The 19594-nt window shown below is 67.4% G+C and carries 21 protein-coding genes; 6 read left to right on the plus strand and 15 right to left on the minus strand.

What is annotated here, in order from left to right:
* Positions 1-205 precede the first annotated feature (205 nt).
* The 5 genes from OCW50_RS24185 to OCW50_RS24205 all read right to left on the minus strand — a co-directional run bounded on the left by OCW50_RS24185 (position 206) and on the right by OCW50_RS24205 (position 3570).
* Entirely contained in the window at positions 206-1069 is an 864-nt protein-coding gene (locus OCW50_RS24185) for a tetratricopeptide repeat protein (protein WP_262270345.1), read from the minus strand.
* A gap of 227 nt (positions 1070-1296) precedes the next feature.
* Positions 1297-1527, minus strand: a complete 231-nt coding sequence (gene rpsU, locus OCW50_RS24190; RefSeq protein ID WP_009763401.1) for a 30S ribosomal protein S21 — start codon at positions 1525-1527, stop codon at positions 1297-1299.
* A gap of 169 nt (positions 1528-1696) precedes the next feature.
* Positions 1697-2776 carry a 5-(carboxyamino)imidazole ribonucleotide synthase gene (locus tag OCW50_RS24195; RefSeq protein ID WP_262299281.1) on the minus strand — a complete coding sequence of 360 codons (1080 nt, stop codon included), beginning with the start codon at positions 2774-2776 and terminating at the stop codon, positions 1697-1699.
* Between the two features lie 7 nt (positions 2777-2783).
* The gene (gene purE / locus OCW50_RS24200; RefSeq protein WP_262299282.1) at positions 2784-3275 is read right to left on the minus strand and encodes a 5-(carboxyamino)imidazole ribonucleotide mutase; all 492 of its coding nucleotides are present in this window, start codon (positions 3273-3275) and stop codon (positions 2784-2786) included.
* Positions 3276-3369: 94 nt separating this feature from the next.
* On the minus strand, positions 3370-3570 hold the full coding sequence (locus OCW50_RS24205) for a YdcH family protein (RefSeq protein ID WP_036355000.1): 201 nt from the start codon (positions 3568-3570) through the stop codon (positions 3370-3372).
* A gap of 477 nt (positions 3571-4047) precedes the next feature.
* Here OCW50_RS24205 and OCW50_RS24210 point away from each other — a divergent pair, with 477 nt between their 5' ends.
* Positions 4048-4230: a YdcH family protein gene (locus OCW50_RS24210; protein WP_262270343.1), complete on the plus strand. Its 183-nt coding sequence runs from the start codon at positions 4048-4050 to the stop codon at positions 4228-4230.
* 77 nt (positions 4231-4307) lie between these two features.
* Here OCW50_RS24210 and OCW50_RS24215 read toward each other — a convergent pair whose 3' ends face one another.
* Positions 4308-5066, minus strand: coding sequence for a sulfite exporter TauE/SafE family protein (locus tag OCW50_RS24215; RefSeq protein WP_262299283.1), 759 nt, complete (start codon positions 5064-5066; stop codon positions 4308-4310).
* A gap of 113 nt (positions 5067-5179) precedes the next feature.
* On the opposite strand from OCW50_RS24215, the gene OCW50_RS24220 reads away from it, so the two are divergent.
* Positions 5180-7093 (plus strand): propionyl-CoA synthetase, encoded by a 1914-nt coding sequence (locus OCW50_RS24220; RefSeq protein ID WP_262299284.1) that lies wholly within the window; start codon positions 5180-5182, stop codon positions 7091-7093.
* A 395-nt stretch (positions 7094-7488) separates the two neighbouring features.
* On the opposite strand, the gene OCW50_RS24225 is transcribed toward OCW50_RS24220, so the two are convergent.
* Together OCW50_RS24225 and OCW50_RS24230 are read right to left on the minus strand one after the other, a co-directional pair.
* A complete protein-coding gene (locus OCW50_RS24225; RefSeq protein ID WP_262270339.1) occupies positions 7489-8205 on the minus strand; it encodes a DUF1013 domain-containing protein in 717 nt (238 codons plus the stop codon).
* Between the two features lie 150 nt (positions 8206-8355).
* Entirely contained in the window at positions 8356-9354 is a 999-nt protein-coding gene (locus OCW50_RS24230; RefSeq protein ID WP_262299285.1) for an NAD(P)H-quinone oxidoreductase, read from the minus strand.
* Positions 9355-9451: 97 nt separating this feature from the next.
* On the opposite strand from OCW50_RS24230, the gene OCW50_RS24235 reads away from it, so the two are divergent.
* Positions 9452-9658 (plus strand): DUF1192 domain-containing protein, encoded by a 207-nt coding sequence (locus tag OCW50_RS24235; RefSeq protein ID WP_262299286.1) that lies wholly within the window; start codon positions 9452-9454, stop codon positions 9656-9658.
* A 298-nt stretch (positions 9659-9956) separates the two neighbouring features.
* On the plus strand, positions 9957-10487 hold the full coding sequence (gene rcdA / locus OCW50_RS24240; RefSeq protein ID WP_262299287.1) for a protease adaptor protein RcdA: 531 nt from the start codon (positions 9957-9959) through the stop codon (positions 10485-10487).
* Positions 10488-10644: 157 nt separating this feature from the next.
* Here the strand turns inward: rcdA and rpmE are convergent, their stop codons facing one another.
* Positions 10645-10884, minus strand: a complete 240-nt coding sequence (gene rpmE / locus OCW50_RS24245; RefSeq protein WP_262270336.1) for a 50S ribosomal protein L31 — start codon at positions 10882-10884, stop codon at positions 10645-10647.
* 497 nt (positions 10885-11381) lie between these two features.
* On the opposite strand from rpmE, the gene OCW50_RS24250 reads away from it, so the two are divergent.
* Together OCW50_RS24250 and OCW50_RS24255 are read left to right on the plus strand one after the other, a co-directional pair.
* Complete coding sequence (locus tag OCW50_RS24250; RefSeq protein WP_262299288.1) at positions 11382-13181, plus strand: ABC transporter transmembrane domain-containing protein; 1800 nt, start codon at positions 11382-11384, stop codon at positions 13179-13181.
* 81 nt (positions 13182-13262) lie between these two features.
* A complete protein-coding gene (locus OCW50_RS24255; RefSeq protein ID WP_262270335.1) occupies positions 13263-13436 on the plus strand; it encodes a DUF3606 domain-containing protein in 174 nt (57 codons plus the stop codon).
* A 2-nt stretch (positions 13437-13438) separates the two neighbouring features.
* Here OCW50_RS24255 and OCW50_RS24260 read toward each other — a convergent pair whose 3' ends face one another.
* The 6 genes from OCW50_RS24260 to fba form a co-directional block, all read right to left on the minus strand.
* Positions 13439-14467, minus strand: a complete 1029-nt coding sequence (locus OCW50_RS24260; RefSeq protein ID WP_262270333.1) for a peptidoglycan -binding protein — start codon at positions 14465-14467, stop codon at positions 13439-13441.
* Positions 14467-15432, minus strand: coding sequence for a flagellar motor protein MotA (locus OCW50_RS24265; RefSeq protein ID WP_262299289.1), 966 nt, complete (start codon positions 15430-15432; stop codon positions 14467-14469). Before OCW50_RS24265 ends, OCW50_RS24260 begins: the two co-directional genes overlap by 1 nt.
* Before the next feature lie 326 nt (positions 15433-15758).
* A complete protein-coding gene (locus tag OCW50_RS24270) occupies positions 15759-16553 on the minus strand; it encodes an inositol monophosphatase family protein (protein WP_262299290.1) in 795 nt (264 codons plus the stop codon).
* 129 nt (positions 16554-16682) lie between these two features.
* Positions 16683-17582: a tetratricopeptide repeat protein gene (locus tag OCW50_RS24275; protein WP_262299291.1), complete on the minus strand. Its 900-nt coding sequence runs from the start codon at positions 17580-17582 to the stop codon at positions 16683-16685.
* Positions 17582-18232, minus strand: a complete 651-nt coding sequence (locus OCW50_RS24280) for a thiamine phosphate synthase (RefSeq protein WP_262299292.1) — start codon at positions 18230-18232, stop codon at positions 17582-17584. Before OCW50_RS24280 ends, OCW50_RS24275 begins: the two co-directional genes overlap by 1 nt.
* A gap of 246 nt (positions 18233-18478) precedes the next feature.
* Positions 18479-19567 carry a class II fructose-bisphosphate aldolase gene (gene fba / locus OCW50_RS24285; RefSeq protein WP_173948031.1) on the minus strand — a complete coding sequence of 363 codons (1089 nt, stop codon included), beginning with the start codon at positions 19565-19567 and terminating at the stop codon, positions 18479-18481.
* Positions 19568-19594: the final 27 nt, after the last annotated feature.

A 19594-nucleotide genomic window follows, 5' to 3' on the forward strand; every position in this document is an offset into this window, starting at 1 on the left:
CCATCTTGAGTGCGAAGGCCGGCGTCGGCCGCACGATCGGATCCAGACGATCCTGCCGGCGCCGATCCGGGCATCGGGAAGCCCGAGACCCTCCACATGCGAAAGAAGCGCATGCAGGCCCGCATGCGCTTCGAGACGATTTTGGATGTCGGCGATGGTGCGCGCAGGGGAGGGGCCGGGTTCACGCCGCCTCCCGCGACGGCCCTTACGAGCGGAACAGGCCTGCCACGCCGCCCTGCAGCCGGGAGCTGCCCTGGCGGGCGACGCTGTTGCTGTTGTCGAGCGCGAGAGCGCGCTGGTAGCTCTCGAGAGCCTGGCTCCGGTCGCCCTTGCGCTCGAGGGCCACGCCGCGCCAGGCCCAGGAATCGGCGTCCTTGTTGTTCACGTTGAGGGCCGCGTTGAAGTCCTCGATGGCCTTGTCGTACTGGTTCGTCGCCACGAAGCTCTGGCCGCGGGCCGCGTAGGGCGCGCCGACGAAGGGATTGCGGTCGATGGTGGCGTCGAAGTCGAGGATGGCCTGGGGGTGCATGCCCTGGCGCTGGTAGAGCAGGCCGCGCGAGTGGAGCGCCTCGGCGGATTCGGGCAGCAGGCGGGTCGCCATGTTCAGGTCGCTGAGGGCTTCCTGGTACTGGTTCTGGGCGCGGTACAGGTTGGCGCGTCCGATATAGGCCGGGCCATAGTTCGGATCGGCCTGAATGGCCCGGCTGAAGTCGGCGAGCGCCTGGTCGTTGCGGTTCGTCTGCCGCAGGGCGAGGGCGCGGTTGGTGTAAGCCGGTGCATAATTCGGATCGAGCTGCACCGCCTTGGAGAAGTCGGCCATGGCGCTGCTGTAGTTCCCCACGCGCGCATAGGCGGCGCCGCGGGTGTTGTAGGCGCTCGGATCGTTCGGGTTGCGCTGGATCACGTCCGACAGGGACGAGATGTTGACCGTGCTCGTCCCCTGCGTGTCCTCTTCCACGACGGCAATGCGCTGGCTGGGTCCGCCGCCCGTGGTGGTGCAGGCCGCGAGGCTAAGGGCAACGAGGGTCAGGCTCAGGGGGGCTAAACGGCGAATCGATGGGGCGAACACCTTCGTCTCCAGCTTGTTTACTCACGGTACCAGGGAGCGGCACTCTGGCGGGAAATCCTTAACAGCCGTGAAACAAGGCATCAAAAAGGCGCCGATGCAAGAGATAATGCAACTGAGTTCGCTCCGGGCAAAACGAGCCCCAGACATGCAAACAGCGCCCCGCTTGCGCGACGGGCGCTGGTTCACAACCGGTCGGCGAGGCCTTTTTCGAGGCCTGCTCGAAGAGCTTAGCGGGTCGGACGGGGCTTGGAAGGCAGCAGGCCTTCGCGCTGCATGCGCTTACGGATCAGCTTGCGGGCGCGGCGAACGGCCTCAGCCTTCTCGCGGGCCTTCTTCTCGGACGGCTTCTCGTAGTGACCGCGAAGCTTCATCTCGCGGAAGATGCCCTCACGCTGCATCTTCTTCTTGAGAGCGCGGAGCGCCTGATCGACGTTGTTATCCCGGACAAGAACCTGCACGCGAATTCCTCGTGTTTGAACCGTTTCGATTGTGACAAAAAAACAATGAGGCGCGTCATGCGCACCTCTATCTGGTCGGCGTCGATACCAGAAGAAGCCTTGCCTGTCCAGGGTTGCTTCTCAAGAAAAGCGCCGGTCCAGGGGGACAACGGCCCCGGTCTCGAATGGTTCAGCCCCGGTCCGGGAAAACCCGGGTGACATGTCCCATCTTGCGGCCCGCGCGGGCCTCCGTCTTGCCGTAGAGGTGCAGATGAGCCCCCGGCTCGGCCAGGATCTCCTCCCAGGCATCGGCGTCGTGCCCGATCAGGTTCCTCATCTCGACCCGTCCGAGGCGGGCGGTTTCCCCCAGAGGCCAGCCGCAGACCGCCCGCACATGCTGTTCGAACTGCGAGGTGGCGGCGCCCCCCAGGGTCCAGTGGCCGGAATTGTGCACCCGGGGGGCGATCTCGTTCACCACCAGGCGCTCGGATCCGTCCCCGGTGACGAGGAACAGTTCGACGGCGAGAACGCCCACGTAATCCAGGGCCTCGGCGATCGACCGGGCGATCCGGACCGCCTGCTCCTCCGTGTCGGGCGAAACGCCGGCCGGAACCGCCGTGGTGTCGAGGATATGGTTGCGGTGCTCGTTGGCGCACAGATCATAGGCCGCGAACGCGCCGGACGCCGTTCGCGCGGCGACCACCGAAACCTCCCGCTCGAAGGGCACGAAACCCTCCAGGATCGAGGCGGCGCGCCCGATCTCGTCCCAGGCCGCGACCGGGTCGGTCTCGGGGCCGATCTTCACCTGGCCCTTCCCGTCATAGCCGAAGCGGCGGGTCTTGAGCACGGCGGGCCGGCCGATGCGCTCGACGGCTTCGGCCAATTCCGCCTCGCTGGACACCGGCGCGAAGGGCGCGACCGCGATGCCGAGGCCGGCGATGAAGCTTTTCTCGAGGAAGCGGTCCTGCGACACGGCCAGGGCCTGGGCGTTGGGGGCCAGCAGGGCATGGGCGCTCAAGGTGGCGGCCGTTTCGCTCGGCACGTTCTCGAATTCGTAGGTCACCACGTCGACCGCCCTGGCGAAGCGCACCAGGTTCGCCTCGTCCTCATAGGCCGCAATGGTGGTTTCGGTCGCGACCTCGAAGGCCGGGCTGTTCTCCTCCGGCGCGTAGACATGCGTCCGCAGGCCCAGCTGCGCCGCCGCCATGGCGATCATGCGGCCAAGCTGGCCGCCGCCGAGGATGCCGAGGGTGCAACCGGGACGGATCATCGGTGTCTCAGCCTTCGTTGGAGGGGCGCTCGGCCACGCTTTCGCTCTGGCGTGCCCGCCAGGCGTCGAGGCGCTCGGCGAGAGCGGAATCGTGCAGGGCCAGCACGGCCGCGGCCAGCAGCGCCGCGTTCACTGCGCCGGCGCGTCCGATGGCGAGCGTGCCCACCGGAATGCCGGCCGGCATCTGGACGATGGAGAGCAGGCTGTCCTGGCCGGACAGGGCCTTGGATTCGACCGGGACGCCGAAGACCGGCAGGGGGGTCATGGCGGCCGCCATGCCGGGCAGGTGGGCGGCCCCTCCGGCGCCCGCGATGATGACCTGGAAGCCTTCCGCCCTGGCGCCCTTGGCGAAGGAGAAGAGCCGGTCCGGCGTGCGGTGGGCGGACACGATGCGGGCATCGTAGGCGATTCCGAGCGCATCGAGCGTCTCGGCCGCGTGGCGCATGGTGGCCCAGTCGGACTGGCTGCCCATGATGATGGCAATGGGAGGATGCGCCATGGCGTGGCTCCGGCTTCGAGGCCTTCAAGTCTTCAGCCGGAATAGCGAAGCCGCCCCGGGCAGGCAAGGCCGTTCCCGCGAAGGCGCTGGATTCTCACGCGATAATGTCGGGGGTGAGCTGATCCTCGAGCCGGATGATCTGATCCTTGAGGGAAAGCTTGCGCTTCTTGAGGCGCTGGACCTGAAGCTGATCGCCGGCGACCATGCTCTCCAGGGCGTCGATGGCCATGTCGAGGTCGCGGTGTTCCTGCTTCAGACGGGCCAATTCCGCTTCAAGTTCAGCCAATTCGGTCATTGAAATTACCTAGAGCCACGGACCCAAAATGGATTCCACCGGCGGGATCGATCCGATGCTCAATCCCTCCAGCGGCGCATCGTTGGGCGCGGACCCAGCGGGCCGCGCAAGCGAAAACCGGGTCCACTTTTCCGTCCGATGCGCTAGAGCCTCGGACCCAAAAGTGGACACCACTTTTGGGATTCATCCGAGGCTCCTTCTCTTGACCGGCGCATCGGATCAGGCGGACCCAGCGGGCCGCGCAAGCGAAAGCCGGGTCCACTTTCCGCTGACGCGGCCCTCTGGGTCCGTCCGATGCGCTAGATGCCCGGCCGACTTGCCTTTGGGCCAAGAGGGGCGGAAGTATGCTCTCGGGCCCTGTGGAGAGCAAGATCGCCCAGGCATCTTCTACTCTCGATTCTTCGAATTTCGCCTTCGACTCGCCACACTCTGTCTGCCACAATCGGCCTGTCAGTAGATCGAATAGGAGGAACTGACATGCCGCTGCAGAATCACCTGACGGAACTGGAACGGAAGCACCGCGCCCTCGAGCGCGAGATCCAGGACACCCTCAACAGACCGTCGGCGGATGACATGAGGCTGGCAGAACTCAAGCGCAGGAAGCTTCAGCTCAAGGACGAGATCATGCGACTGAGAAGCTCCGAATCGGCGTTGCACTAGCCGTAGAATTCCCTGCAATTTCCCACCTGAAGAAGCCGTCGCTTCACCCAACGAGCGGCGGCTTTTTCATGGGCGCCTCACAGATACGCGGCGACGCCGTCATAGATCAGCTTGGCGCCCACCAGGATCAGCAGGACATAGACGGCCGTATAGAACGCCTGGCCGGAGACGCGGCGCACCAGGAGGACGCCGGCCCAGGTCGACGCGATGGCGACCGGAAACAGGGCGCCCGCCGTCGTCATGTTCTCCGTGGTGAACTGTCCGAGCGCCAGATAGGGCGGCACCTTGATCCAGTTGACGAGCGCGAAGAGCACGGCCCCCGTTCCGACGAAGATGTCGCGCGGCAGGCGCTGGGGCATGACATAGATCTGGAAGGGCGGGCCGCCCGCATGGGCGACCATGCTGGTGAAGCCGGTCACCCAGCCCCAGAAGATGCCGCGCGGCACGTCGGCCGGCGCGGGCTTCGGCGGGGTGGCCCGGCGTTCCACCACCATGCGGCGGACAGCGAAGGCCACCGAGATAACCCCGACCGCCAGCTTGACCGCCGCATCCGAGACCTGGGCGGCCAGGAGATAGCCCGTGACGATGCCCGAAATGGCCCCCAGGAGCAGGATCACCACGTTGCGCCGGTCCCAGGCGTGCCGGTAGGCCCAGACGGACACCACGTCCTGGACGATCAGGATCGGCAGGGTGATGGCGGCCGCCTGGACGGGCGAGACCACGAGGGCCATCAGGGGAAGCGAGAGGGCGCCGAGCCCCGAGAAGCCGCCCTTGGCGAGGCCGAGCAGGATCACCGCGGGAATGGCGGCGGCATAGAAGAGAGGATCGGTAATCACGACAGCACTCGCCGAAAGTCGACTCACCGAAAGTCGCCCCTGACCACGGCTTGGGGGCCTGCTACCACAGCAGGCGCTCGAAGTCTCATGCACTGAACGCAACGGGGAACGCCATGCCATCCGCCCAGAGCCGCTATCATGAGGTCTATGCCGGCTGGAAGGCCGATCCGGTGGGTTTTTGGGAAGAGGCGTCCCGGGAGATCGACTGGATCAAGCCCGCCGAAGCGGTGTTCGACCCGCAGGCGGGCGTTTACGGCCGATGGTTCGTCGGGGCCGAGTGCAACACCTGCTACAACGCCGTCGACCGGCACGTAGCCACGCGCGGCGACCAGGCGGCGATCATCTACGACAGCCCCGTCACCGGCACCAAGCGCAGCATCACCTATGCCGAGCTGCAGGACGAGGTCGCGACTCTCGCGGCCGTCCTGCAGGACATGGGCGTCACGAAGGGCGATCGGGTCGTCATCTATATGCCGATGATCCCGGAAACGAGCTTCGCCATGCTGGCCTGCGCGCGCATCGGGGCCATTCACTCCGTGGTCTTCGGCGGTTTCGCCGCCAAGGAGCTCGCGACCCGCATCGACGACGCCCGGCCGAAGATCATCCTGTCCGCGTCCTGCGGCATCGAGGGCGGGCGCATCATTCCCTACAAGCCGCTCCTGGACGAGGCGATCGCCCTGTCCTCGTCCAAGCCGGAGGCCTGCCTCGTCTTCCAGCGGCCGCAGCTCGCCTGCGACCTCGCCGAGGGCCGCGACCGGGACTGGGCCGGCGCGGTCGCGGCAACCAGGGCCCAGGGCCGGGAGGCCGACTGTGTTCCCCTGGCCGCGACCGACCCGCTCTACGTGCTCTATACGTCGGGCACCACCGGCATTCCGAAAGGGGTGGTGCGCGACAACGGCGGCCATATGGTCGCGCTGAAATGGTCCATGGGCCATTTCTTCGGCGTGCAGCCCGGCGAGGTGTTCTGGGCGGCTTCCGACGTGGGCTGGGTGGTCGGCCATTCCTACATCGTGTACGGGCCGCTGCTTCACGGCTGCACGGCCATCCTCTACGAGGGCAAGCCGGTGGGCACGCCCGACGCGGGCGCCTATTGGCGGGTGATCTCGGATCATGGGGTCGTGACCCTCTTCACCGCGCCGACCGCCTTCCGGGCGATCAAGAAGGAGGATCCGAAGGCGGAGCTCCTGAGAAACTATGATCTCTCGTCCTTCCGGGCCCTGTTCCTGGCCGGCGAACGGGCGGATCCGGATACGGTCAAATGGGCTGAGGACATCCTGCAGGTTCCGGTGATCGACCATTGGTGGCAGACGGAGACCGGTTGGCCCGTGGCCGGCAATCCCCTCGGGCTCGGCGCGCTTCCCGTCAAGCATGGTTCGCCCACGGTGCCGATGCCGGGCTACACCCTCGAGGTGCTGGACGAGGGCGGCAAGCCGGTCGGGCCCAACACCATGGGGGCCATCGTGATCAAGCTGCCGCTGCCCCCAGGCGCCCTGCCGACCCTGTGGCAGGCGGACGGGCGCTTCCGGGACTCGTACCTGTCGGTCTATCCCGGCTACTACAACACCTCGGATGCGGGCTATCTCGACGAGGACGGCTACATCTGGGTCATGGGCCGCACCGACGACATCATCAACGTGGCGGGCCACCGCCTGTCGACGGGCGGCATGGAGGAGGTGCTGGCCTCCCATCCGGCGGTGGCGGAATGCGCGGTGATCGGCATGAAGGACGCCCTCAAGGGCGAGGTGCCGTGCGGCTTCGTGGTGCTCAAATCCGGCATCGACCGGCCGCCGGAGGAGATCGAGGCCGAGCTGGTGGCGCTGGTGCGCGACAGGATCGGGCCCGTGGCCGCCTTCAAGCTCGCGATCACCGTGGCCCGCCTGCCCAAGACCCGTTCGGGCAAGATCCTGCGCGGCACCATGAAGAAGATCGCCGACGGCGATTCGTGGTCGACGCCCGCGACCATCGACGACCCGATGATCCTGGCCGAGATCGGGGACGCGCTGCGGGCGAGGGGGCTTTCCGTCTGAAAGGAACCCGAGGATGCCGAATTCAGCCGAGGACGAGCAGGCGCGTTTCGAAGCCCTGCTGGCGCAGGCCCTGGGTGAGGACGACAAGGCCCTCAAGCATCGGACCCAAAAGTGGACTTGCACTTTTGGGATCCATCCGATGCTTTCTTCTTGGATGAGAGCATCGGTCCGATGCTCTAGCCCACCGTGCGGCCAAGGATCTGCGCGGCGAGGCGCGGCACGATGCCGTCGGGGCGAAAGCGAGCTTCGAGCGTCAGCGCGACAGGCCCGCGAAGCCGCGCCGGCGGCTGCGCCGCCGGGAGGCCGCGCCGCCGGGAGGCGGTCAGGAGTGAGTCGACGCCCCCTCAAGGAAAAGGCCCGGATCGCTCCGGGCCTTCCGTCTCGAAATCCTACTCCTACTCCTCGTCCTCGTCGTCGCGCCTGAGCTGCTTCAGCTTGGCGAAGACCGAGTTGACGTCGATGTTCTCTTCCTGCGCGGGCTTCGGGCGGCTCATGTCGGCGAACGGGTCGACCCGCTCGGGTGCCGTGGAGATCTCCGCCGGCATCAGGGTGCCGCCATGCTCCTGGGTCTCGACCTGCGGCCGGTCCTTGGCGGCGCGCTGGACCTCGAAGTCGAGGTCGATCTGCGAGCAGAGGCCGAGCGTCACCGGGTCCATGGGCGAGAGGCTCGCCGAGTTCCAGTGCGTGCGGTCGCGGACCTGCTGGATCGTGGTCTTGGTGGTGCCCACGAGGCGCATGATCTGCGCGTCCTTCAGCTCGGGATGGTTGCGCACGAGCCAGAGGATCGCGTTCGGGCGATCGTGGCGGCGGGACACCGGGGTGTAGCGCGGCCCCTTCTTGACCCGCTTCTGCTCAGGCAGCTTCACCCGCGTCTCGGCGAGGCGCAGGCGGTGGTTCGGGTTGTCCTGAGCCTTCTCGATCTCCTCACGGGTCAACTGGCCCGTGGTCACCGGGTCGAGGCCCTTGATGCCTGCCGCGACCTCGCCGTCGGCGATGCCCTTCACCTCGAGCGGGTGAAGCTTGCAGAAATCGGCGATCTGGTCGAACGACAGCGATGTATTCTCGACGAGCCAGACGGCTGTCGCCTTCGGCATCAACGGTCCCTGGGACATGAATGTGAACCTCCTTCAGGCCGGGCGCCGGATGTCGGCGCCGCACGGCAAAACTCTCTCGCGCTCCGAACCGGCCCGGCCGGAGCATCTCGTCTCACGATGTGAGGGAAACGAGATGATTATAGGGATCGTGCCGGGATGTTGCAAATTTTAAAGGGTCAGCACGATCTTGCCGATGTGCTCGCCCCCGTCCATCCGGGCATGGGCCTCGGCCACGTCCTCGAAGGCGAAGCGCGAGTCCATGACCGGCCGGCACCGGCCCTGTGCCAGGAGCGGCCAGACCCTCTCCTCGAGCGCCTCGGCGATCTCGGCCTTTTCCGCCGGGGACCGCGGGCGCAGGGTCGAACCCGTATGGGTGAGCCGCTTGACCATCAGGCGGCGGAAGTCGACTTCGGCTTTCGGGCTCCGGAGGAAGGCGATCTGCACGACCCGGCCGTCCTGGGCGGCAGCCTCGTAGTTGCGGGGGATGTAGTCGCCGCCGACCATGTCGAGGATCACGTCCACGCCCCGGCCCCCTGTGGCGTCCTTGGCGGCCGCCACGAAATCCTGGTTCCGGTAGTTGACCGCCACATCGGCTCCGAGGCGCAGGCACGCGTCGCATTTGTCCGCCGATCCGGCGGTCGCGATCACCGTGGCGCCGAAGGCCTTGGCGAGCTGGATCGCCGTGGTGCCGATGCCGGAGGTTCCGCCATGGACGAGCAGCGTCTCGCCCGATCGCAGACGCCCCCGGTCGAACACATTGGTCCAGACGGTGAAATAGGTCTCCGGGATGGCGCCGGCCTCCTCGAAGGAGAGACCTGGGGGAATCGGCAGGGCATTGCCCTCATGGACCACCGCATAGTCCGCATAGCCCCCGCCGGGGACCAGGGCCATGACCGGGGCGCCGACGGCAAATCGTGCGGCGTCGGGGCCCGCGGCCGCGACCTCGCCGGCAATCTCGAGCCCGAGGATGTCCGGAGCGCCGGGCGGCGGCGGGTAGCCGCCCTGGCGCTGGATCACGTCGGGGCGGTTCACGCCGGCGGCCTTCACCTGGACCAGGATCTCGCCTTCCTTCGGCACGGGAACCGGACGCTGGACGATCCTGAGAACCTCCGGCCCGCCGCTCCCTTCGGCGACGACGGCGCGCATCATCTGCGGGATCTGCCGCATTTTTCCCTCCTTTGGTCAACAAGCTCCCGGGATATAGGCCCCGTTGGCAAGGAATACATGCCGGATTAACGTTGACGACGAACAGAAGGAGAATGCCATGGCCCTCGATCCCTTCGCCGATGAGCCTCGCCAGATCATGAGCGGGCACGAGATCGGCCAGGATCTCTCGATGCTGTCCATCGACGAGCTCGACGAACGCGTCGAGATGCTGGAGCAGGAGATCGCCCGCCTCAAGGAGGCGAGGGACCGGAAGGAGAATTCCCGTGCGGCGGCGAGCGCCTTCTTCAAGCTCGGCCAGGAGTAGGGCCGGAATCGAGGTCCATGCAACGAAGGAACGTCCTTAACGGCGCGTTAACCATTGCCGGTTTAGGAATCAGGCATCCGGGCCTCGTCCTGGATGCCGAGTGGCTTTGAAGCCCACTCTGTTCGACGCTTCCCTGTGAGACTTGAAGAGCCGCCCCGAGCGGCTCGATTTTTGTGGTCGGCGCCTTAACCTTAAGAAGAGGTTACCGAGGCAAGACCCGCGGGACCGTCCTATACTCATCTCAACAGGTCGCAACCTCCGTCCCTCGGCGCGGAGGGCAGGTTTTTGGGAGATGTGCGTGAACGAGCCCGACGTGATCCAGCTCGATGTCGATCCTGTCCGGTTCGGGCAGAGTTTCGTGGGGTCCGAGGCCTTCAAGGCCCTCTTCCAGGAGGGCATGGAGCTCATCGAGGAAACCGCCGCTTATCTCGACGGCCCCGGCCGCGAGGAGTCCCGGAACCTGCCGCGTCAGGAAAGCCTCGTCTATGCCAGCGAGAGCATGCGCCTCACCACCCGCCTGATGCAGATCGCCTCATGGCTGCTGCTGCAGCGCGCGGTGGCGGAAGGGGAGATCTCTCCCGACCAGGCGCAGCTGGAGAAGAACCGGGTCCGCCTGAGCTCCCAGGACACCGCCACCACGGTCTCCGAATACGAGTCGCTTCCCGCGCGCCTGCGGGAGCTGATGGGCCTGGCAACCCGGCTCCACGCCCGGATCCTCCATCTCGAGCGCCTCATCGCCGAGGCGGGAGCCCCCTCGCAAGCTCCGGTTCCCAACCCGGTCGCGACCCAGCTCGGCATGCTCCAGCGGGCTTTCGGCCTGACGGAGTAGCGGCTTCGGCCCGGATCCGTCATCGCCGGGACAAGCCCGGCCATGACGGACCCGGCCATGCGGCCCTCCCTGCGAGAGCAAGCGGACGAGCAAAGAAAAAGCCCCGCCGAAGCGGGGCTTTCGCGTTCTGGTGACGTCACCAGCGCAGGGCGCCGGCTTACTTCTTGGCGCCGAGGCCCAGGCCGCCGAACTTCGAGTTGAAGCGCGACACGCGGCCGCCACGGTCGAGCAGCTGCTGCTGGCCGCCGGTCCAGGCCGGGTGGGTGTTCGGGTCGATGTCGAGGTTGAGGGTGTCGCCCTCTTTGCCGTAGGTCGAGCGGGTCGTGTACTCGGTGCCGTTGGTCATGACCACTTTGATGAAGTGGTAGTCGGGATGATCGGTTTCTTTGCGCGCCATTGCCATAGTCCTTGTTGCGGCCAGCCAGATCTGGTCAGCCCGCAATGTTGAGATCGAGCCTGAATTGATGAATGCGCGCCTATACCTCACTTAAGACCTTGAAACAAGCCGGGCTAGAGCATCGGACCCAAAAGTGGACCCACTTTTGGGATCGGATCCGATGCTCCCCGCCTCAAGGGGCGCATCGTCCGGGACCTGACCACCTTCTCCACGTCATCACCGGGCCTGTCCCGGTGATCCCGATTCCGAGAGGCGCCGTGCTCAAGACAATCGGGATGGCCGGCACAAGGCCGGCCATGACTTGCGGAGGGTGTTCGCACCGGCCCTGACCATCTTCTCCACGTCATCACCGGGCTCGTCCCGGTGATCCCGATTGTCCGATGCTCCCCTCTTGGCTGGCGCACCGTTGACCGCGAAAAACCGGGTCCACTTTTTCGCACGGTGCGCTAAAGGTGCTAAACCGCCCGGTGTCACAATTCCCGAAGACGTAAGGTGTCATGGCCGACCATTCCCAAGGGCAGAACCGCCCCAAGGCTGCGCTGAGCGCCCTGAAGCCGCTCATTCCCTACGGCTTGGCTTACAAGGGGCGGATCGCGGCGGCGCTGGTTGCCCTCGCCATGGCGTCGGCGGCGACCCTGGTGGTGCCGATCGCGGTCAGGCGGGTCATCGATTTCGGCTTCTCCGAGCAGGGCCGGGCCTACATCAACGCCTATTTCGCCCTGCTGGTCGTGGTGGTGGGCGTGCTCGCCGTGGCGAGCGCCCTTCGTTACTACTGCGTCATCACCCTCGGCGAACGGGTCGTGGCGGACCTGCGCTCCGCCGTGTTCCGGCACCTGACCTCCCTCGACCCGGCCTTCTTCGACCAGACCAAGAGCGGCGAGATCGTCTCCCGGCTCACCGCCGACACCACCCAGGTCAAGGCGGCCTTCGGGGTCAGCATCTCGATCGCCCTGCGCAATCTCTTCCTCTTTCTCGGGGCGACCGTCCTCATGATCATCACGAGCCCGAAGCTCTCGGCGCTCGTGCTTCTGGCCATCCCGGTCATCGTCCTGCCTCTGGTCTTCTCGGGCCGGGCCGTGCGGCGACGCTCCCGGGCCGCCCAGGACCGCCTCGCGGATGCTTCCGCTTATGCCGCGGAGGCGATCGGCGCGGTCAGGACCATGCAGGCCTTCGGCATGGAGAGCCTCACCGCCGCCCGCTTCGCCACGGCCGCCGAGGACGCCTTCGACGCGGCCAGGCTGTCGACCACCATGCGGGCCTTCCTGACCGGGGCCGGCATCTTCCTGGTTTCGGCGAGCGTGGTCGGCGTGCTCTGGTACGGCGCCCAGGACGTGCTGGCCGGGCAGATGACCGGCGGGCGCCTGTCGCAGTTCGTGCTCTATGCGGTCTTTGCCGCAAGCTCGCTCGGCCAGCTTTCGGAGGTCTATGGCGAACTCGCCCAGGCGGCCGGCGCCGCGGAGCGCCTCGGCGAGATCCTCTCCGCCAAGCCCGCCGTGGAGCGTCCGCTTCACCCGAAGCCTCTGCCGGAGCCGCCACTCGGCACCGTGGCCTTCGACCATGTTCACTTCGCCTACCCGACCCGGGCCGACCAGCGCGCCATCCACGGGCTGAGCTTCGCCGTGGGATCCGGCGAGCGGGTCGCCATCGTCGGGCCCTCGGGGGCCGGCAAGAGCACGGTCCTGCAGCTGCTGCTGCGCTTTTACGATCCGCAGAGCGGCACGATCCGGGTCGACGGGGTGGCGGTCCACGAGACGGATCCCTTCGCCCTGCGCGCCCGCATGGCCCTCGTGCCCCAGGAGCCGACGATCTTCGCCGCCTCCGTCCTCGACAACATCCGCTACGGCCGCCCGGACGCCACGGAGGAGGAGGTGCGCCGCGCCGCCGAGCTCGCCTCCGCGGACGGATTCATCCAGGCCCTGCCGGAGGGCTACCGATCCATGATCGGGGAGCGCGGCGTCACCCTGTCGGGCGGCCAGCGCCAGCGTCTGGCCATCGCCCGCGCGATCCTGAAGGACGCCCCGATCCTGCTCCTCGACGAGGCGACCTCCGCGCTCGACGCGGAGAGCGAACGCAAGGTCCAGACCGCCCTCGACCGGCTGATGGAAGGCCGCACCACCCTGGTCATCGCCCACCGCCTGGCCACCGTGCGCTCCGCCGACCGCATCCTGGTCATGGACAAGGGCGTGATCGTGGAAGAGGGCACTCACGAGACGCTCCTCGCTCAGGGCGGTCTCTATGCGCGCCTGGCCCGGCTCCAGTTCACGAGCGCCGACGAGCATCACGAGGCGGCCGAATAAAATCTCCATCCGACCCATGTTTGCCATGCTTTCATGGGAGACAGGACCCACACAGGCGATTCGTCCGGCCGGGAGGACGGCATGGTGGTCAGCAGGAGGCACCCTCAGGATTCCCCCCGCATCAACGTCCTCGAGCCGTGGGATCTCCAGTACTGGTCCGACCGCTGGAACGTCCCGCGCCAGCAGGTCGTCGAGACCATCCGCCGCGTCGGCGATCAGGTCCACGACGTCGCGCTGGCCTTGGGCAAGCGGTAACTTTACCGCTCCGTGAGCTTCAGCTCGATGCGGCGGTTGCGGGCATAGGCCTCTTCCGTGGTGCCGTTGTCGAGGGGCTGGAACTCGCCGAAGCCGGCCGCCACGAGATGCTGGGGCTGGACGCCGCGGGCGACCAGCGCCTGCACCACCGCGATGGCGCGGGCCGAGGACAGGGCCCAGTTCGACGGGAACTGCGAGGTGGCGATGGGCCTCTGATCCGTGTGGCCGTCGACGCGGATCACCCAGGGGATATCGGGCGGAACCTGGCGCTCCAGCTCGATGAGGGCGCTGGCGATGCGGTCGATCTCGCCGGAGGCCTCGGGCCGCAGGAAGGCCTGGCCGGCCGGGAAAAGCACCTCGGACTGGAACACGAACCGGTCGCCGACGATGCGCACGTCGGGCCGGCTGCCGAGGATCTGCCGCAGGCGGCCGAAGAAGTCGGACCGGTAGCGGGCGAGCTCCTGGACCCTCTGGGCCAGGGCCACGTTGAGGCGGCTGCCGAGGTCGGCGATCCGGGCCTGGCTTTCCTTGTCGCGGTTTTCGGACGCGGACAGGGCGTCCTCCAGGGCGGCCAGCTGGCGGCGCATGGCGGCGATCTGCTGGTTGAGGATCTCGACCTGGCTCAGCGCCCGGCCGGTGGCCTGGCGCTCAGTCTCGAGCTGGGTGCCCAGCTCCTGCGCCTGGGCCTGCGCGGCGCCGCCGCTGTCCAGAAGGCTCTGCAGGCGCGCCCGCTCGGCCTCGTTGGCCCGCAGGGTGGTCTGCAGGGACGTGACCGTGTCCTCGATGGTGCGCCGGTTCGAGCGCTCGAGGGAGAGAAGGTCGGTCAGTTCCGAGATCTGGCGGTTCAGGCGGTCGAGCACCGTGTCGCGGCCCGACAATTCGCGGGACAGGAAGAACTGGCCCACGGTGAAGACCGAAATCAGGAAGATGATCGCGAGCAGCAGCGTCGACAGGGCGTCGACGAAGCCCGGCCAGTAATTGATCTGGCCTGAGCGCCCGCGCCGGCGGCCTCCTGCGCTCGAGGCCGGCATCAGGGCAGCCTCTCACGGGACAGACGGTCGAGCACCTGCTTGAGCTCCTTCTCGCGGGCCGCCTGAGCCTCGACCCAGTCGCGGATCATCTGCTGCTCGGCGCGCATGTGCTGCACGAGGCCCTGAACGCCCTCGGCCAGGTTGGCCATGGCCTGGGTCGCGGCCCGGCCGCCGGCGCCATCGTTCACGGCGGCGGTAAGCCGGTTCAGCGCCACCGTCAGGTCGTGCGAGGTGGCGCCGGCGCGCAGGGACGTATCGGCGGGCGTGTCCATGGTGGAGGTGGCGAGCCAGTCCTCCAGCTCCGTGTAGAAGCGGCTCTGGGCCTGGCCGGCCTGAAGATCGAGGAAGCCGAGGACCAGGGAGCCGGCGAGGCCGAAGAGCGACGCCGAGAAGGACAGGCCCATGCCCTGCAGGGGGCCGGCGAGCGAATTCTTCAGCTCGTCGAACAGGACCGCCGTGTCCTGGCCGGTGCGCAGCGACGAGATGATGCGCCCGACGGAGCCCACCGTATCGATCAGGCCCCAGAAGGTGCCGAGCAGGCCGAGAAACACCAGCAGGCCGGCGAGATAGCGCACGATCTCGCGGCTCTCGTCGAGGCGGGCCCCGATGGAATCGAGCACCGAGCGGGTCGCGGCGACGGAAAAGCCCGCCTGACCGGGCCGGTTGCCGAGGAGAGCCGCCAGCGGCGCGAGCAGGACCGGCGGGGAGGGGGCGACGAGCCCATCCTCGGATTGCCGCAGGGTGTTGACCCACCGCACTTCGGGAAAGAGCCGCCAGACCTGCCGGATCGCCAGCACGATGCCGATGAACATGACGCCCAGGATCAGCGCGTTGAGGCCGGGATTGGCCTGGAACGCCTCCCAGATCTGCCGGTACAGAATGAAGGCGACGAACCCTGCCAGAACCAGGAAGACCGCCATGCGGATCAGATAAATCCGCGGTGGGGTAAGGGGTTGGTCCGCCATCGCTATCCTGTGCGTTCGTGCTTCGGGCCTGCTCTCGAGCCTCGGACGTGAAAAGTGGAATCCACTTTCGGGATCGATCCGATGCTCCTTCCCTGAAGCGGCGCATCGTTCCCTGCGGAAAACCGGGGCCACTTTTCCGCACGATGCCCCAATGTGACCGCGCCCGTCCGAAGGATCAAGCGCGACCATGGTCCCCCTCGGCCGGCACGAACAGAAATATCGCCGGCGGAAAGACGAGAGCTGTTTCCACTGGTGTGGAATCACCTCTCCTCTCGGCTGTGCCGCATGTTCGACGGCGAACCGGATCCACTTCGCCGAAAAGGGCTCTAGCCTTTGCCTTTTTTCAGGAGCTTGAGCAGGTCGCGGTGCATGACCTCGTTGCCGCAGGCGATCGAGCCCTTGGCCATCGGGTCGCTGCCCCCGTCCGCGTCCGACACGAAGCCGCCCGCCTCGCGGACCATCAGGATGCCGGCCGCCATGTCCCAGGTGTTCAGGCCGCGTTCCCAGTAGGCGTCAAAGCGCCCGCAGGCCACGTAGGCCAGGTCGAGGGCGGCGGCGCCCCAGCGGCGCATGCCGCCCACATAGCCCATCACGGCGGCGGTCTCGCGCAGGAAGAGGCCGTGATCGCCCCGGCCGATATGGGGCAGGCCGCAGGCCACGACGGCATCGGCGAGATCGCCGCGGGCCGCCACGCGGATGCGGCGGTTGTTGAGATAGGCGCCCTTGCCGCGCTCGGCGATGAAGAGTTCGTCCTTGGCCGGGTCGTAGATCACGCCGGCGACGATCTGACCGTCCCGCTCCAGTCCGACCGAGATGGCGAATTGCGGCAGGCCGTGCAGGAAGTTCGTGGTGCCGTCGAGCGGGTCGATGTGCCAGCGATGGCTCGGGTCGGTGCCCTCGACCACGCCTTCCTCCTCCATGACGAAACCGTAGCCGGGGCGCGCCTTCTCGAGCGCCTCGCGCAAAATCTTCTCCGCCTTGCGGTCGGCCGCCGAGACGAAGTCGCCCGGGCCCTTGCGGGAGACCTGCAGGTTCTCGACCTCGCCGAAATCGCGCTTGAGCGAGCGCGAAGCCTTCATCACAGCATCGGTCATGACGGTCATGAGGGGCGAACGGATCATCGGGCAGGTCCTGGCAAAGAGCGAACATCAAAAGAAGATGTGGTCGATGGACCACGGGGCGAGTGGCGTCAAGCGGTGGTCAACCGGGCCGGGACGCAAATGATCCCGCGTCTGCGGCATTTCATGCACTCAGCGCATGCCGAGGCGCTCCGCGGCCAGCTTCTCGGCGCGCTTGCGGTCCTCGGCGCCCATGTCCTTGAGCGCGTCGTCGAGCCAGGGGTCGGCGAGGCCCTGGGCGGCCGCCAGGATATGCCAGGCCGCCGCATCGACCTTGTTGGCGGGCACGCCGCGACCGGCGACCAGGAGGCGGGCCAGACGGTTCTGCGCGATGGCGTTGCCCTTGGCGGCGGCGCGGCGGAAATAGCGCGCGGCCTGGGATTCGCTGGCCGGAACTCCGTCGCCGTTGAAGAGCAGGATCGCATATTCCACTTCGCCGACCGAGCTGCCGTTGCGGGCGGCACGCTCGAACAGCCGGGCCGCTTCCGAGGGATCCCGCGCGACGCCCCGGCCCTTGAGGTAGAGCACGCCGAGGGCATGCTGCGCGTCCGGGATCTCCGCGGCCGCGGCCTTCTTCAAGAGTTCGACGGCCTTCTGCAGGTCCGCGTCGTTGCCGCTGGTGAGCAGGAGCAGGGCGAGATTGTGGGAGGCCAGCGGATTGCCCTTGGCGGCGGCCTCTTCGAGCCAGGCGCGGCCCTGTGCGGCATTCTTGGCCATGCCGCGGCCGTCGAGGGCCATCAGCCCCAGGGACGCGAGCGCATTGGCGTCGCCTCGCTGCGCCGCCAGGCGGTACCATTCGGATGCCTTCTTGGGATCCATGGCGATCCCGAGGCCCTGATTGTAGAGCTCGCCCAGAAGGGTCATGGCCGCGGCATCGTTGTTGTTCTTCTCCAGCCGCAGGGTCGCCTCGCGGAAGGCCGTCCCGTAGAGGCCGCGCTGATAGGCCCCGTAGGCGAGATCGAGCTCCTTGGCCGGGCTTGCGGTTGCGGAAGCCGCCAGCAGGACGCCGCCGATGATCCAGGACAGCCGCATCAGCGCGAGGCCTCCTGCCGGTCCAGGATCTCCAGGGCTGCCGTCACGGCCGCCGCCGGACCGTCGGGATGAGACCAGACGGCCTCGCCCAAGGCGATGAATTCCGCCTGCGTGGCCGCCAGGGGCCCGACCGCGTCGAGGCTCGGCGCATAGGCCACGCAGGGCGTCTCGAAGATCTCGGCCCACCAGGACGCCCTGTCGATCACGCTCTCCAGGGAGGGCACGGACCCGTCCGGACGGGGCTCGCCGAAGAGAAGGTAATCGGCCCCGGCCTCGCCCAGGGTCATGGCGTCATCCTTGGTGCGGATCGCCCCGGCCCCGATGGCGCGGTCGGATTTCAGGCGGTCTCGCAGGTCCCGCAGGCGGGCCGGATCGCCCGGAACATGCACACCGTCGGCGCCGCCCCGAGCCGCGACGGTCGCGAGATCCGCCTCGCCCTCGGCCGAGACGAGCACGGCCGCGCCATGCTCCTGCGCGGCCGGGGCGAGGGCCTTGACCTGATTGATCAGGCTCCGCTCGTCGGCTGAAGCCAGCCGCAGCAGGACGGCCGCCACGGCTCCGGCGGCGCAGGCCTCGGCGAGGCGCGGCGCGAAGGAGGCGTCCGTCAGGACAGGGGTGATGAGGTAGAGGCGGGCGGCGGTATCGGCCATGGATGTTCGAGGTCACGAAAGAGGACAGACGGGATTCCATAACGAAAACGGGGCCGTCTTGCGAGGCCCCGCTTGTCGATCATGATTGCGGCGAAAGCCTGATCGATGAATGGCGTCTCCACCTCCGTCATGGCCGGGCTTGCCCCGGCCATCCCGATACGCAAAGACGCTGCGCCTCGACCGGTCGGGATCACCGGCACAAGGCCGGTGACGACCGGGAGGGTCGATCGAGGCTTCCGATCCCGCTTACTCGGCCGCCTGCCGGCTCGTGCCGAAGGTCGGGTCGAGCTCGCCGGAGGCGTAGCGCTTGGCCATCTCGGCCAGGGTGAACACGCGCTTGATCTTGGAGGCCTGGCCGGCGGTGTTGAACTCCTGCAGGCGCTGCTTGCAGAGCTTCGTCATCGCCTCCATGGCGGGCTTCAGATACTTGCGCGGGTCGAACTCGCCCGGGTTCTCGGTCAGGACCTTGCGGATCTGGCCGGTCATCGCCATGCGGTTGTCCGTGTCGATGTTGATCTTGCGCACGCCGTGCTTGATGCCGCGCTGGATCTCCTCCACGGGCACGCCCCAGGTCGGCTTCATCTGGCCGCCGTACTGGTTGATGATGTCCTGGAGATCCTGCGGCACCGAGGACGAGCCGTGCATCACCAGGTGGGTGTTGGGGAGCTTCTTGTGGATCTCCTCGATCACGTGCATGGCGAGGATCGCGCCGTCCGGCTTGCGGGTGAACTTGTAGGCGCCGTGCGAGGTGCCCATGGCGATGGCAAGCGCGTCGACCTTGGTCTCGGCCACGAACTTCACGGCCTCGTCGGGGTTCGTCAACAGCTGGTCGTGCGAGAGCTTGCCCTCGGCGCCGTGGCCGTCCTCGGCCTCGCCTTCGCCGCTCTCGAGCGAGCCGAGCACGCCGAGCTCGCCTTCCACCGAGATGCCGCCGAGATGAGCCATCTCGACCACTTTCCGGGTCACGCCCACATTGTAGTCCCAATCGGCCGGGGTCTTGCCGTCGGCCTTGAGGGAGCCGTCCATCATCACCGAGGTGAAGCCGGCCTGGATGGCGGTCATGCAGGTGGCGGGCTCGTTGCCGTGGTCGAGATGCACGCAGACCGGAATGTGCGGATAGATCTCGGTGACCGCATCCATCATGTGCTTGAGCATGACGTCGTTGGCGTAGGAGCGCGCACCGCGGCTCGCCTGGATGATCACCGGCGCATCGACTTCGCCGGCTGCCGCCATGATCGCGAGCGCCTGCTCCATGTTGTTGATGTTGAAGGCAGGCACGCCATAGCCTTGCTCGGCGGCGTGATCCAGAAGCTGCCTCATGGTGATGCGTGCCATCTCGTCCTCCTTATGGGGCGCGTTCTT

The sequence above is a fragment of the Microvirga sesbaniae genome, assembly GCF_025460805.1.
GTDB lineage: Bacteria > Pseudomonadota > Alphaproteobacteria > Rhizobiales > Beijerinckiaceae > Microvirga > Microvirga sesbaniae.